This window comes from Pseudomonas sichuanensis (genome assembly GCF_003231305.1).
GTDB lineage: Bacteria > Pseudomonadota > Gammaproteobacteria > Pseudomonadales > Pseudomonadaceae > Aquipseudomonas > Aquipseudomonas sichuanensis.
This window is the reverse complement of the sequence record NZ_QKVM01000066.1, coordinates 1-13399: the sequence shown is the minus strand read 5'-3', so window position 1 is coordinate 13399 and position 13399 is coordinate 1. Positions and strand designations below refer to the sequence as shown.

Annotated in this window: 12 protein-coding genes and 1 tRNA gene; 5 read left to right on the top strand and 8 right to left on the bottom strand. The window is 64.7% G+C overall.

All coding sequences use genetic code 11. The features are described 5' to 3' along the window. Positions 1 to 130 precede the first annotated feature (130 nt). From mksF to mksB, 3 genes are read right to left on the bottom strand one after another with little or no spacing between them, the layout of a single operon-like run. On the bottom strand, positions 131 to 2962 hold the full coding sequence (gene mksF, locus DM373_RS25495) for an Mks condensin complex protein MksF (protein ID WP_110996190.1): 2832 nt from the start codon (positions 2960 to 2962) through the stop codon (positions 131 to 133). Further along, positions 2959 to 3666 (bottom strand): Mks condensin complex protein MksE, encoded by a 708-nt coding sequence (gene mksE, locus DM373_RS25490; protein WP_110996189.1) that lies wholly within the window; start codon positions 3664 to 3666, stop codon positions 2959 to 2961. The genes mksF and mksE overlap by 4 nt, the downstream gene beginning before the upstream one ends. Beyond that, a complete protein-coding gene (gene mksB, locus DM373_RS25485) occupies positions 3656 to 4945 on the bottom strand; it encodes an Mks condensin complex protein MksB (RefSeq protein ID WP_110996188.1) in 1290 nt (429 codons plus the stop codon). The genes mksE and mksB overlap by 11 nt, the downstream gene beginning before the upstream one ends. A 264-nt stretch (positions 4946 to 5209) precedes the next feature. On the opposite strand from mksB, the gene DM373_RS25480 reads away from it, so the two are divergent. Together DM373_RS25480 and rimI are read left to right on the top strand one after the other, a co-directional pair. Further along, the gene (locus tag DM373_RS25480) at positions 5210 to 5995 is read left to right on the top strand and encodes an energy transducer TonB (RefSeq protein WP_110996187.1); all 786 of its coding nucleotides are present in this window, start codon (positions 5210 to 5212) and stop codon (positions 5993 to 5995) included. After that, positions 5992 to 6447: a ribosomal protein S18-alanine N-acetyltransferase gene (gene rimI, locus DM373_RS25475; RefSeq protein ID WP_110996186.1), complete on the top strand. Its 456-nt coding sequence runs from the start codon at positions 5992 to 5994 to the stop codon at positions 6445 to 6447. The genes DM373_RS25480 and rimI overlap by 4 nt, the downstream gene beginning before the upstream one ends. 4 nt (positions 6448 to 6451) lie before the next feature. On the opposite strand, the gene DM373_RS25470 is transcribed toward rimI, so the two are convergent. Next, positions 6452 to 7141, bottom strand: a complete 690-nt coding sequence (locus DM373_RS25470; RefSeq protein WP_110996185.1) for an NYN domain-containing protein — start codon at positions 7139 to 7141, stop codon at positions 6452 to 6454. Between the two features lie 222 nt (positions 7142 to 7363). Further along, complete coding sequence (locus DM373_RS25465) at positions 7364 to 8521, bottom strand: hypothetical protein (protein WP_110996184.1); 1158 nt, start codon at positions 8519 to 8521, stop codon at positions 7364 to 7366. A gap of 66 nt (positions 8522 to 8587) precedes the next feature. Between DM373_RS25465 and DM373_RS25460 the strand changes: the two genes are divergently transcribed. Further along, on the top strand, positions 8588 to 9172 hold the full coding sequence (locus DM373_RS25460) for a D-Ala-D-Ala carboxypeptidase family metallohydrolase (protein WP_208642830.1): 585 nt from the start codon (positions 8588 to 8590) through the stop codon (positions 9170 to 9172). On the opposite strand, the gene DM373_RS25455 is transcribed toward DM373_RS25460, so the two are convergent. Beyond that, positions 9112 to 10017, bottom strand: coding sequence for a LysR substrate-binding domain-containing protein (locus tag DM373_RS25455; protein WP_110996183.1), 906 nt, complete (start codon positions 10015 to 10017; stop codon positions 9112 to 9114). The genes DM373_RS25460 and DM373_RS25455 overlap by 61 nt on opposite strands. 183 nt (positions 10018 to 10200) lie before the next feature. Between DM373_RS25455 and DM373_RS25450 the strand changes: the two genes are divergently transcribed. After that, positions 10201 to 10818 carry a LysE family translocator gene (locus tag DM373_RS25450; RefSeq protein ID WP_110996182.1) on the top strand — a complete coding sequence of 206 codons (618 nt, stop codon included), beginning with the start codon at positions 10201 to 10203 and terminating at the stop codon, positions 10816 to 10818. A 54-nt stretch (positions 10819 to 10872) separates the two neighbouring features. Here the strand turns inward: DM373_RS25450 and DM373_RS25445 are convergent. Both DM373_RS25445 and DM373_RS25440 read right to left on the bottom strand, forming a co-directional pair. Next, positions 10873 to 10949: transfer RNA gene (locus DM373_RS25445), tRNA-Met, on the bottom strand. A gap of 96 nt (positions 10950 to 11045) precedes the next feature. Then, positions 11046 to 11978, bottom strand: a complete 933-nt coding sequence (locus DM373_RS25440) for a FecR family protein (protein ID WP_244215135.1) — start codon at positions 11976 to 11978, stop codon at positions 11046 to 11048. Between the two features lie 197 nt (positions 11979 to 12175). On the opposite strand from DM373_RS25440, the gene DM373_RS25435 reads away from it, so the two are divergent. Beyond that, on the top strand, positions 12176 to 13390 hold the full coding sequence (locus DM373_RS25435; protein ID WP_110996180.1) for an MFS transporter: 1215 nt from the start codon (positions 12176 to 12178) through the stop codon (positions 13388 to 13390). The last annotated feature ends 9 nt before the right edge of the window (positions 13391 to 13399 follow it).

Genomic DNA, 13399 nt, shown 5'->3' with positions numbered 1-13399 from the left:
TTGCCCCGCGATGCTTTGAAAGGCGAGGGCTTCGCCCTCGTTCGCGGGTAAACCGGCTCCCACAAGTGCGGCATCAAACCTGTGGGAGCGGGTTTACCCGCGAAAGGGCCGCAACGCGGCCCCGGCTACCTCAGGCCAGTTCCTCGGCCTCATCCTCACGCACGATGGCCTTCACCTCATCGCGACGGCTGATGTACTTCCAGTCCGCCTCGTCGATGTAGATGCCATTCGGCCCGCTACCGCCTTCCAGATCGATCGCCACCCGCGCCGACACCTGCGGCTTCACGCTCGCCAGGATCGGCACGAAGCCCAATTGCTGGCTGGTTTCCAGCAGCGCGGCCTGGTTGCGTTCGTCGATGTCCGCCGCCTCGTCCAGGTAGTACGGCAGGCGAATGCGCCCGGCCAGGTCGCGGTCCATCAGGTGCAGCAACAGGTACATGTTGGTCAGCGCCTTGATGGTCATGGTGGTGCCGTTGGAAGCGGCGCCGTCGATGTCGGCGTGGATCACCGGCTGGCTGTTGATCTTGGTGATCTCGAACGCCAGTTCGAACAGGTCCTTCAGGCCCAGCTGGTTGTGGTTGGCCGCCACCAGCCGCGCCAGGTATTCCTTGGCCTCTTCGTTCTTGTGATCCTGGTCGCTGTTCTGGGTCAGGTCGAACACCGACAGGGTCTCGCCTTCCTCGTACTGGCCGGCGCTGTGGATGATCTGGTCGATGTGCTTGAGCGCTTCCTTGTTCGGCGCCAGCACCACGCGGAAGCTCTCCAGGTTGGACACCTGGCGCTTGTTGATCTCGCGGTTGAACAGCGCCAGCTGGTGTTCCAGGCTGTCGTAGTCGCTACGGATGTTGCGCAGGGTCCGGGCGATGTCGGTGACCGCCGCGCGGCGCGCCTTGGCCAGCGTCAGCGCTTCCTCGGTACGGTGCGAGTAGGCGTTGATCAGCAGCTGCAGGCGGCGCTCCATGTCGTCTTCGCTGTCGAACTTGGCCACGCCCTTGAGGCGCACCTGGGCGTACAGCGCTTCGATCTGGTTGTCCACGCGCTGCAGCGCCTGCCAGCTGTCCTGGTAGTCGTTGAGCAGTGGCAGCAGGTTGTCCATGGAGTCGTCGATCGCTTCCATGAACGGCGTGCCGAAGGGCAGGTCGGCCGGCAGCAACTGGCGACGGCGCAGGGCGTCCTCCAGGGTGCGCTGCTTGGCTTCCAGGTCGGCGATCTGCCGGCCTACCAGCTGCAGCTTGGCGGAGAGCTGCTGGACGCGTTCGGTGAAGGCGTCGCTGGAGCGCTTGAGCTCGTCCTGGGCCGCTTCCAGCTGGCTCAGCTGTTCCATCTTCTCCGGCTCTTCGGCGGCCAGGGTCTCGGCGCGGCGGAAATCTTCCAGTGCCTTCTGCGCATCCAGCACCTGCTGGTACAGCGCTTCGGTCTGTGCCTTGCTGGCGGCGCGGTCGAGGGCCACGGCCTGCTGGGTCTTGAGCTGCTTGAGCTCTTTGTCCAGGCGTTCTTTCTGGTCGCGCAGGGCGGCGCGGTCGGCCAGGGCCTGCAGCGCGGGCGGGTCGATGTGCGAGATATCGATGGACAGGCCCGGCACTTCGAAGCGCTCGCCCTTGAAGCGGTCAAGCACGCCTTCCAGGGTCTTGACCCAGACATCGCTGTCATCCAGCTCGATGCCGCGCTCGCCCAGCGGCAGGCTGAACAGCGCGCCGTTGAACAGGCGCATCAGGCGGTCGACGTCCTGCTGGGAGAACTCTTCGCGCAGGCGGGCGTAGCTGTTGTTGTCGGCGTGGTCGAGTTGCAGCTTGACCGCTTTCACACGTTTTTCGAGGTCGCGCACGCGCTCGTCGAGGTCTTCGGCGGAGAACTGCCGCGACTGGGCCAGGGCGCCGGCCAGTTCGTCGTGGGCGTCCTTGGCGGCCAGCAGCTGCTGTTCCAGGGTCTTGACGTCGGTGACCAGGGCGAAACGGTGCTTGAGCACCGACAGCTCACCCAGCCAGCGCTGGATGCCAGTGATCTCGCGCTCCAGGCGCATCAGCTCCTGGGTGCCGCCGCGCTGGTCGTTCTGCAGGCGGTCCTGCTCGCCACGGTAGTGCTCGGACTGGATGACCAGCTCTTCCTTGCGCGCCATGGCGTATTCCTGCCAGGTGCCCAGCAGGTTGTCGAGCAGGGGCGAAATACGGTGCAGCTTGCCGCGCAGGATGTCGCGCTGGGCCACGCCACCGGCCAGGGCCTCGACCAGTGGGCCCGCGGCCACCAGGGCGTTGTAGTCGCCCTCCATGCGGCGCACGTCACGGAAGGCCTCTTCACAGGCGGCGATGTAGTCGACGCTGCCCGAGCGCAGGCTGTGTTCGAAGGCGTCGAGGAACAGTTGCTTGAGCTTGGCGGCGGTGATTTCGCGCATGTGCAGCAGGTTGATGAACAGCGCGCGGAAGGTCTTCAGGCTCTGCTCGCTGGTCGAGCGCAGCGGGATCAGGGTGAGGTCCAGCGGCACCGAGGTGTGGCCGCCGACCAGCAGCCGACGCAGTTCGTCCGGCTTGAGCTCGTAAGCTTTCAGGCCGTTGCGCTCGAGGTTGGTGAACAGTTCTTTCTGGCGCAGGCAGGTGTCGTCTTTCTGGTAATGGGCCAGGTCCAGCTCGCCCTGGTAGGCGAAGAACTGGTGGCCGAAGCCGCCACCCGGGCCGCGGCCGACCACGCCGATCACGTGCGGGCCGTGGGGCAGGTTCAGCTCGCAAAGGATGTAGCTGGTGTCGCTGGCAAAGTAGAAGCGCCGCGACTGTTCCAGGCTGTACTTGCCGAAGCTCATGTCCGACATGCGCGCCAGGATCGGGAACTGCAGGGCGTTGATCGACGCCGATTTACCCAGGTTGTTGGCGCCATAGACCGACAGCGGGTGTTCCAGGGGGAACAGGCCCAGGCTGTAGCCGGCGGTGTTGAGCAGTGCGAAGCGGCGGATGCCGTAGCGTTCCTGGCTCATGCGTCAATCTCCTGTTGCTCTTCGCGGATGGCCCGGGCCAGGGCGTCCTCTTCGCTCTCCTGGCCGTCGAACGGCGTGAGGTCGAGCGGGTCGTCGGTGCGGTTGAGTTCTTCGGGCGTCTCTTCCACCACCAGTACGGGGATGGGCAGTGGCAGGTCGCTGTGCAGGGTGGCGGCGAGGTCGCGGTCCTGCTGCACCGACAGGCACACGTCGAGGAAGCGGTGCATCGGCGGCAGGAAGCGGTAGATGCCACCCTCTTCGTGAGCGAAACCGAGTTGGGTCATGCGGCGCAGGATCTTCTCTTCCAGCTCCTCGACGGTCTGCACTTCGGCCTGGAAGAACAGGTCGCGGTACTTGTCCAAAAGCGACGGCAGTTCGTCGCGGCCGATGCTGCCGCCGTCGAGCACGGCCATCGGGTCACGGCCCTGGTCGGCCAGATGCTCGACCAGGATGAAGGTGAACAGCGACAGGCGCTGGGCGGTCTTGTTGACCTGCGCGGCGGCCTGCTCGGGGACGAAGTAATAGAAACCGCGGGTGTCGCAGACCAGCTCGAAACCGAGGGCCTTGAACAGGGTGCGGTACTGGTCCTGGAAATTCGACAGCTGGGCGTACAGCTCCGGGTCGCGGCGGCTGACGTGGAAGCCCTTGAACAGCTCGCGGAAGATCGGCGCGAGCTGGGACAGTTCGGAAAGATCAAGATGCATGGGCGGGGCTCGCGGTGGATTCGGTCGTGGTGGCCGGCTGGTTTTCGCGGCTGGACGTCAGGGCGAAGGAGCGCAGGCTGACCAGGTGTTCGCGGGTGATGTATTCCTGGCGGTCGAGGCGCTGGCGGGCGAAGCGCTTCTCGCGCGACAGGCGCGAGAACCAGTACAGCAGTTCGTCGGTGGCGCCCTCGGGTTCCTGCTCCAGTAGCCAGACCATCAGGTCCGGCAGCGGCAGGGCGTCCTCGCAGCGCTCGAGCATCTCCTTGACCGTGCGCGGGGCGCGGGGCAACGGGCCTTTCTGGGTCTTGTGCGCCTTGGGGAAGCGCGCAGGCTTGGGCTCGAAACGGGCCAGGGCATAGACATAGGCTTCGACCTGGCTGGCACTGCCCAGGAAGGTGCTCTGCGGGCGGGTGAACATCGGCATGGCCGCTTGCGGCACGGCGTCGATGCCCTTCTTGCGGATCACCGACAAGGCCAGCGCGGCGCCACGGGTCACGGCGTTGTGCCGGCGGGCTTCTTCGCGCAGCGGCAGCAGCAGTTCGCGGGCGTGGCGCAGGGTGAGCTGGGCGCTGGTCTGCATCTCGAGGATGCGCGCGTGGGTGCGCAGCAGCATGTCGTCATCGACCAGGTGGCCCAGGCGCGCCTGCTCGCCCAGGAGGCGCAGCAGCACGGTCTCGACCTTGCGCACGCCCTGCTCGAAGGCACCGTCGGCGTTGACCAGCTGGATCATCGGTTCGACGTACTCGTCCCAGGTCGCCAGCACTTCGGCGTAACGCTGGCGCAGCGGGATCTGCCGGTTGCTGGTCTTGGCCCGCTCGGCCACGGCCACCAGCGCCTGCTCGTCGTTGTCGAGTTTCTTCAGCACGTCGCGCACGCGCATGTCGAGCAAGCGCAGCTGGCGCGCCAGGTCGTCGCTGTCGCGGTTGTCGAAGGCGTCCTGGATATGCCCGGCCAGGCGCTCCAGGTGGCGCAGGTAGGCTTCGATCTCCAGGCACAGGCCCAGCCGGTGTTCGCGGCGCAGGTAGGCGAGGAAGTCGTGGATCTGCGCGTTGAGCTCGAAACGGTTCGGGCTCTTGGCTACCGGGACCAGGATGTCCAGGCGGATCCACACGTCGAGCAGCTGGGTGATGTCCTGCGGCGTGCTTTCCACCTGTTGGCGGGCCAACTGCTGGCGCAGTTCGATCAGGCTCAGGGTGCCTTGGTCGAAGCGCTCGCACAGCGGCTCGATCAGGGCCCAGTGTTCGGCTAGGGCGCGCAGGACGCGCTTGGGTTCGATCATTGGCGTCTACTCGTTGCCAAGTAAAAAGGGGGCGATTGTACTTCATCCAGGGGGGAGGATTTCACCCCTTGGTCTGTAATGGGGGATAACCTTGGCTCTTGTAGGGGGTTCACTGGCCCTTTCGCGGGGCCCCGCGATACCGTGGGGGCGGGCTTGCCCCGCGAAAGGATCGCCACAGCTGACAAAAATCCGCCGACCAGTTGCAGCACTGCCCGGCCAACAACGTTAGAATGTGCGACGTTTCGAACCCCGGACCCCCGAGCCTTGCTGACCGAACCCCGTCGCCGCGCCTACCTTTCCGCCATGCAAGTGGTGCATTGGCTGCCGCGCGCCGAACTGCCGTTCGCCGCACCTTCGCGCCCCGAGCTGTTGTTGCCGCAAGCTCCGGTCGAGGATATCGACTTCGAGGTGCGTCCGTCGGCGCCCGCGCCCCGGGAAGCGCCAGCGGCGCCCCAGCCGCGCGCAGAGCGGCCGAAAATCGAGATTCCGCGCCCTGGCAGCATGCCGAAACCGGTCGCCAAGCCGGTCGAAGCCGAGGTGGAGGCCCCCGCGCCGCGCCCGGCCCCGGTGCCACCCCCGCACTTTGCCCTGCAACTGCTGCGCGCCGGCAGTTGCCTGCTGCTGGTGGAGCTGGCCACCGGCCAACCGTTCCAGAGCCGCGACCCGTCGTACCTGCTGCTAAAGGACATGCTGCGCGCCGCCGGGCTGCCGGACGCCCCGCAGATCATCGGCGAGCCGGTGCGTTGGCCGCTGCTGATGCGCGGCAACATGGATCAAGGGCCGGACGCCGCTCGCGACTTCGTCCAGGGCTTCATCGCCGCACGCCTGGAAGAGGCGCCCAGCACCTGCCTGTGGCTGATCGGCCTGCCCGCCATTCGCTTCGCCGGCCAGGCCGACGCCGAGGCCTATTACCAAGAACTCAAGGTCGACCTGCTCGGCGATGCCTGGGCTTTGCCCGGCCTTGAACTGTTGATGGACGAGCCGCAGCGCAAGGCGGACGTCTGGAAAGCCATGCGCCAGCTGATGGCGCGCTGGAAGAGCGTTGAATGAGTGAGTCGATCAGTTTCCGCCCGATGACCGAGGCGGATCTGGATGCCGTGTTGAAGATCGAATACGCAGCCTTCAGCCACCCCTGGACCCGCGGCATCTTCCAGGATGCGCTGAAGTCGTACGAAGTGTGGCTGATGTTCGATGGTCAGCAACAGGTCGGCCATGGCGTGATCAACGTGATCATCGACGAGGCGCACCTGCTCAATATCACCGTCAAGCCGGAGAGCCAGGGCCGTGGCATGGGCCTGCGCCTGCTCGAGCACCTGATGGCACGGGCCTACCAACTCAATGGCCGTGAGTGCTTCCTCGAAGTGCGTGCCAGCAACCAGTCGGCGTATCGGTTGTACGAGCGCTACGGTTTCAACGAAATCGGCCGGCGACGCGACTACTACCCGGTGGCGGGTGGGCGTGAAGATGCGTTGGTGATGGCCTGTACGCTGCTCGAGGACTGACGGGTTACCAGTATGCCGGTTTGATAGCCGGCTTCTTGAGAGTGGCAACCCGTTCAGGGAACTGGTGACAGGCAAGCTCTTCATTCGTCACGAGGCGGCGCATCCAGCTGCAATGATTTCTGAGTGAGCCTGGCGGTACACGTTTCATCCCCTCTCGGTGCGGGAGCACCACGCCCAGGCAGATATCGGGAAAGTCTTCGCGCAGGGCCTGCAGGGCCGGCGTCATGTCCGTGTCTGCGGAAACCAGGACTATCTGTCTCACTCGCTGGTCGGTCGGCAGGTGTGCTTGCCGGGCGGCCAGCCGGTACATGCTCAAGGCAATGCGAACGTCGGTTTCCTTTTCTTCGAGTTTCCAGATGGCGACCTGATCGACTCGGGAGGGTGGCGTCTTTTTGTCGATGAAGCGCGGGGCGCTGCGTGGTTCGAGTTGATGGCGGCCATAAAAGACCGATACGTTGCGCGCGATCAGGGCTCGCAGGTAGGTGTCCTGGGCCTCCTTAGACAGCCGGCCACGGCTTGCCAAAGATGGCTTCACGCCCGAGGTGTAGAAGTTGATCGCGCTCAGCAGGCTGCCCGGTTGTTCCGTGCGCAGGATGTGAGCCAGTAGCGAAGGCAGGTCAAGCCATTTGTAGCGAGTGCCGGCGACCAGGCCGTAAAAGACGTTGTATCCATCAACGAAGCAGGCGGTACGCAAGGTTTCATTCCCTTGAAACGAAAAAACCGGCGCAAAGGCCGGTTTTTTCACCCCAACAGCCGACGAACTGAATCATCGCGTACGGGGTTGAGTGGTGAGAGTGATTATGCCATCTCAACCTTGACAGTCAAGCGGGCACACCAGCAAGCAATCGGCTTGGGGATGATCACTCAAAGACTCGCACCTGAGCATTCCTGGATTGTTGCTGTGCATTTCCTGGCGCTAAAGTGCTTGCGGGTTATCGATGGGTTTACGCAAATCCCGCAAGCTGCGCGTCACCGCTCCGGTATTGCACTTGGCTGCTGCCTGCTCCGGCGTCATGTTGCGGATGGTGCGGTAGAACAGTTCGCAGGTCTGCTTCTTCTGTGTCACCTGCCACTTGGTGCTGCAAGCATCCAGGGTGAGCTTGGCGTCGGCCTGCGGGTTGCGGCCCATGCCGGCCTGCCAGCAGGCGGCGGAGAGGTCCTGGCCCATCATCTTCAGGCCGGCGGCGTCGGCCTTGTCCTGGTCGCCGTCGTAGCTTTTCGGGTCGGCGGCGTACCAGATGGCGCTGGGGTGGTTGGCGCCCAGCACGGGCACCTTGGTGCCGCCGGCTTCGGGGGTGATGCTGACCAGGCCCAGCACGTTCACTTTCGGCCCGTACTGCTGCTGGATCCAGGCGCGTACCGGCGCGCCGAAGGCGACCATCGGCAGCGCCTGGCCGGCATGGGTGACGGTCATCTGCCTGACCATGCTCACCTGGTAATCGCGGAAATAGTCGTAGACCCCTTCAAGGGCCTTGCCGGCATCCGACGGCGCGGCGATCGGCGCGATATCGACGATGGTCTGGTAGGCCGGGGTCTGGCTGGCGTCGATGCCGTTGTAGGTCAGCAGGTCCGCCCAGCGGTCGGTGGTGTTGGACTTGAGGTAATCCTGGTAGCGGGTCAGCGAATAGTCCGGCGGGAAATGCAGCAGCTCAATGCTGCGGCGGTTCTCCAGGGCCATGCCCAGCGGCAGGAACAGATACCAGCTGTAGTCCCAGCCGCCTTTCTGGTTCAGGCGGGTGGCGCCCTGGTAGGCCAGCTCGCCGCTGTCGAGCAGCTTGCGCAGCGGTTCGGTGTAGCCGGCCGGAACCCCCGTGATGCTGGCGTGCAACTTGTCGTTGTCGCGGTTCACCGTCACCTTGGCGTTGGCATAGCCGTCGCGTTGCACGCTTTGGGTGAGGTAGTGCTCGACGGTCTTTTCCAGGCTCCAGTCGCGGTAGCAGATCACGTGGCAGTTGTTGGGGTAGGCGAACAGCCGGGTGACCCGCTGGGCGTCGCCCAGGTCGATCTGCGCGTCGGCCATGGCCAGCCCGCTGAAGGCGAGGGCGGCCAGGCCCGAGAGTGCAATCTTGTGCATGCTTAACTCCATGTCAGTGGCCGCCAGGACGGCGGGCACGCCCATGGTGGATGAAGAGGTGGGGCGATGAAAAGCGGCAAGGCATGGCTATTGGCGGGTGCGCTTTCGTGCATGGGTGTAGCCCAGGCCGACGAGCGCGATGTGTGGATGTTCGCCCAATGGGCGGGGGATCACGAAAACCGCAGGTTCCGGGAAATGCTGGTGGACGCACGGTTGTACGGGGTGGTGCCGATCCATCAGCTGCTGCGCTCGGCCTCGGACTGGCGCCAGTGCCGCGCCTCGCCGTTCGCGGTGCCGCCGGCCAGCCACTGGCCGGCAGTGCGCTCGACGCTGTCACTGATCAAGACGCTGGACGAGCAGGGCATCCTGCGCCAGTTCGAGGTGGTCTCGGCCTACCGCGATCCGAGCCTCAATGCCTGTGCCGGCGGTGCGCCGAGCAGTGCCCATATGCGCGCCTTCGCCGTAGACCTGCTGCTGCCGGCCTGGGCCGACCCCAATCCGCTGTGCAGTTTCTGGCAGCAGCACGGCCAGGCCTGGAGCATGGGGTTGGGGCGTTATCCGTCAGGGCGCATTCATATCGATACCGCCGGTTACCGCACCTGGGGCGGCGATGGTGGTGCCGGGTCCTCGTTCTGCAGCAAGCCGAGCTGAGCCAGGTGTACCTGGCATTCGGCGCCGACCCACTGCGCGAAGCGCTGGCGCTTGCTGCCGTCGTCCAACGGCTGCGGGCTGAGCAAGTGGTAGCTGGAGCCGTCGCGCAGGAAGCCGAAGGGCGCCTGTAGCTGGCCGCTGTCCAGCTCGTCGCCGACCATCAGCGCCGAGGCCATGGCCAGCCCCAAGCCGGCGCTGGCAGCCTGGATCGACAGGTAGAAGTGTTCGAAGTCGCTGCGTTCCTTGTGTTCGGCAGGGTGACGGCTCAGGCGCAGCCAGGTCGACCAGGCATCCGGGCGCGTCTTGCTGTGGAGCAGGCGCTGGCCATCGCAGCGCGCGGCGGCCACCGGGCCGATCCATTCATCGCAGATCTTCAGGCTGTGCAGCCGGCGGTCCCAGTGGAAGTCGTCCCGGCGCAGGGCCATGTCCACGCCTGCGCGGGCGAAATCCACCGGGCCGCCCGCCGCCACCAGGTGCAGTTGCAGGTCGGGGTGCTCGGCGTGCAAGCGCGGCAGGCGCGGGATCAGCCAGCGCATGGCGATGGTCGGCTCGCAGGAGACCACCAGCACCTTGTCGTCGGTTTGCTGCTGCAGGCGCTGCACGGTGCCTTCCAGTTGCTCGAAGATCGCCTGGGTGGTGCCGTGCAGCTCGCGGCCGGCGCGGGTCAGGAACACCGCCCGGTTGCGGCGCTCGAACAGCTCTAGCCCAAGGCCTTCCTCCAGCAGGCGTACCTGGCGGCTGACGGCGCCGTGGGTGACGTGCAACTGCTCGGCGGCGCGTACGAAGCTTTCGCTGCGGGCGGCGAGGTCGAAGTATCGAAAGGCGGTCAGTGGGGGCAGTTTCATGTGCTGTCCTGTGCCGGCGCTATCGCGGGGCAAGCCCGCTCCCACGAAGTGCAGCATCCGGTCGATTACATGCAAATAGGTGAGTAAAACTAGCAGATTGGCGTTACTTTAAATCGATTTTTACTCGTTCAAGGCAACAGGATAATCCCGTCTTCCGTGAATTTTCATCGAGGATATCCGTTCGTGAACGAACTCATCGCCGTCGCTCTCTTCACCCTCCTGGCCGTCATCAGCCCGGGGGCCGACTTCGCCATGGTCACCCGCAGCAGTTATGCACAGGGACGCAAGTCAGGCCTGGCTGCTGCGCTGGGTATCGCCATGGGCGTGCAGGTGCATGTGCTGTACACCGTGCTCGGCATCGCCGTGATCATCAGCCACAGCCCGGTGCTGTTCCTGGCGATGAAGGTGGTGGGGGCGGGTTACCTGGTGTACCTGGGCTACAAGTCGCTGACCAATACCACGCGCATCAGCCTGGGCGCTGTGCAGGAAGGCAGTGACGGGGGTGTGATCAAGGCGCTGCGCACGGGCTTTCTCACCAATGCGCTCAACCCCAAGACCATGCTCTTCGTGGTCAGTGCCTACACCCAGGTGGTTCAGCCTGGCAGCCCGCTGGCGCTGGACTTCGCCTATGGGGCGTTCATGTCGCTCGCTCACTGGGCGTGGTTCAGCCTGGTGGCGATATTCTTCTCCAGCGCGGGCCTGCGCGCCGCGATGATCGAGCGCCAGCGCATCGTCGATCGGGTCATCGGCGTGGCTTTGATTGGCCTTGGGTTGGCCGTCGTGGTGGCGGGGGTGAAGTAGCTTTTTCGCAGGCAAAGAAAAAGGGCTTATCTTTCGATAAGCCCTTTTAGAAGGTGGTGGCTACACAGGGACTTGAACCCCGGACCCCAGCATTATGAATGCTATGCTCTAACCAACTGAGCTATGTAGCCAACTTGGCGCGCATTATTAGCTCGAATCGCGATCCTGTCAACAACGTTTTTAAAAAAAATTGCCAACCTTTCAAAAACTTAGCCGGGAAGCTCGCTTCAACGGACGATCAGCCCTTGGCCAAGCACGTTGTACAGGCGCAGCTGCTGGTCGCGGGCAAGCTGCTCCAGGCTCGGCAAAGGGTGATCGAGGTCGAAATCGCCACTCACGCGTCGATGGCCGGCCTCTTCATCCAGTAGCCACACGCGTTGCCCCTGATAGGCCGCCAGGCGTTCAAGCACCTCGGCCAGGGGCCTTTGGCTGACCTGCAAACGGCCACTGCGCCAGGCATCGGCGGCTTTGCTGTCGATCTTCTCCACCGGGTTGATGTGGCTGTCGGTGAAGGTCACCCGCTCCCCGGCACTGACCATGCGCTGGTCGCCACCCTGCAGGACGGCGGCCTTGCCACTCAATACCAGCAGTTCGTCATGGTCGCTGTAGCGGGCAATCTGCAGGCGGGTGCCGAACACCTGGATACGTGCATCGTCCACCTGCACTTCCAGGGCCCGGCCATCGAGCATCACTTCCAGGGATATCTGGCCCTGCACCAGGTGCAGTCGGCGGATGCGATCGCGCAAATCGACGTTGATCGCGCTGGCGCTGTCCAGGTGCAAGGTCGAGCCATCGGCCAGGCGCACGCTGCGCCGTTCGCCGCTGCCGGTGTGCAGCTCGCTGGCCAGGCGCTGCATCTGTGGCCAGAAGAGCCACGCCAGCGTCGCCAGCAGCATCAGGAACATCAACCCCAGATACAACCCGCTGCGGCTGCGGCGGGCCTTGGCGACCCGCGGCCGTGGCCGGGCAGCCGGCACCTGCAGTTGCTGCCAGTAAGCTTCGAGCTGGGCATAGGCCCGGGCGTTGAGTGGGTCCTGGCACCAGTGGGCGAAGGCTTGACGCAGCGTGTCGTCACAGCCGGGCTGGCGCAGGCGCGAGAACCAGTCCAACGCTTCCTGCTCGGGGTCGGGCTGTGGCTGCAAGGCGGGCATCGGGCTCATGGGATGGTTCTGCTCGCAAGGGCAGGGCGGTTTTGCCCAGCGTTTACGGGAGGTGAGACTTGAGGATGCTAAATATATTGAGAACCATTTACAAGTACGTTACGTCAGGAAGCTCATCTGGAAAAAATAAAAAGGTAGCTTCGTATCTATTTGTTTCATGATAATCGGATCCCATCCTGCGCACGGACATCCCGCCCATGGCCACCAGCAGCACCCAAACCGCCAGCGCCAGCAGCACGGCCAACCAGGCCAACCCGCTGGTGATGCGCATCATCACCTTCTGCGCCCTGGCGCACCTGATCAACGACCTGATCCAGTCGGTGCTACCGGCCATCTACCCGATGCTCAAGGCCAACTACAACCTGAGCTTCGCCCAGATCGGCCTGATCACCCTGACCTTCCAGGTCACCGCCTCGCTGCTGCAGCCCTGGGTGGGCTTCTTCACCGACAAGCGGCCGATGCCGAACCTGCTGCCCCTGGGCACCCTGTGCACCCTGGTGGGCATCGTCATGCTGGCGTTCGTCGGCAGCTTCCCGATGATCCTGCTGGCCTCGGCGCTGGTGGGCATCGGCTCGTCGACCTTCCACCCCGAGACCTCGCGCATTGCCCGGCTGGCCTCGGGCGGGCGCTTCGGCCTGGCCCAGTCGACCTTCCAGGTCGGCGGCAACGCCGGTTCCGCGTTCGGCCCGCTGCTGGCGGCGGCCATCGTCATCCCGTTCGGCCAGAGCCACGTGGCCTGGTTCGGCGTGGCCGGGCTGCTGTTCTTCGCCGTCACCCTGATGCTGCGCCGCTGGTACAAGGAACACCTCAACCAGGCCAAGGCGCGCAAGGCGGTGCAGGCCACCCACGGCATCTCGCGCCAGCGGGTGATGATGGCGCTGCTGGTGCTGGGCCTGCTGGTGTTCTCCAAGTACTTCTACATGGCCAGCTTCACCAGCTACTTCACCTTCTACCTGATCGAGAAGTTCCAGCTGTCGGTGGCCAGCTCCCAGCTGCACCTGTTCCTGTTCCTTGGCGCGGTGGCCGCCGGCACCTTCTTCGGCGGGCCGATCGGCGACCGTATCGGGCGCAAGGCGGTGATCTGGTTCTCGATCCTGGGCGTGGCGCCGTTCACCCTGGCGCTGCCCTATGCCGACCTGTTCTGGACCACCGTGCTCAGCGTGGTGATCGGCTTCATCCTCGCCTCGGCGTTCTCGGCCATCGTGGTGTATGCCCAGGAACTGGTGCCAGGCAACGTGGGGATGATCGCCGGGATCTTCTTCGGCTTGATGTTCGGCTTCGGCGGCATCGGCGCGGCGCTGCTGGGCTATGTGGCCGACCTGCGTGGCATCGAGTATGTGTACGGGGTGTGCTCGTACTTGCCGTTGTTCGGGTTGTTGGCGGTGTTCCTGCCGTCTACCGGTAAACGCTGAAAATATCGT

Coding starts and splice junctions, on each gene's coding strand:
- mksF (WP_110996190.1), bottom strand. CDS start 2,962: ATGAGCCAGGAACGCTACGGCATCCGCCGCTTCGCACTGCTCAACACC.
- mksE (WP_110996189.1), bottom strand. CDS start 3,666: ATGCATCTTGATCTTTCCGAACTGTCCCAGCTCGCGCCGATCTTCCGC.
- mksB (WP_110996188.1), bottom strand. CDS start 4,945: ATGATCGAACCCAAGCGCGTCCTGCGCGCCCTAGCCGAACACTGGGCC.
- rimI (WP_110996186.1), top strand. CDS start 5,992: ATGAGTGAGTCGATCAGTTTCCGCCCGATGACCGAGGCGGATCTGGAT.
- DM373_RS25465 (WP_110996184.1), bottom strand. CDS start 8,521: ATGCACAAGATTGCACTCTCGGGCCTGGCCGCCCTCGCCTTCAGCGGG.
- DM373_RS25460 (WP_208642830.1), top strand. CDS start 8,588: ATGAAAAGCGGCAAGGCATGGCTATTGGCGGGTGCGCTTTCGTGCATG.
- DM373_RS25455 (WP_110996183.1), bottom strand. CDS start 10,017: ATGAAACTGCCCCCACTGACCGCCTTTCGATACTTCGACCTCGCCGCC.
- DM373_RS25440 (WP_244215135.1), bottom strand. CDS start 11,978: ATGAGCCCGATGCCCGCCTTGCAGCCACAGCCCGACCCCGAGCAGGAA.
- DM373_RS25435 (WP_110996180.1), top strand. CDS start 12,176: ATGGCCACCAGCAGCACCCAAACCGCCAGCGCCAGCAGCACGGCCAAC.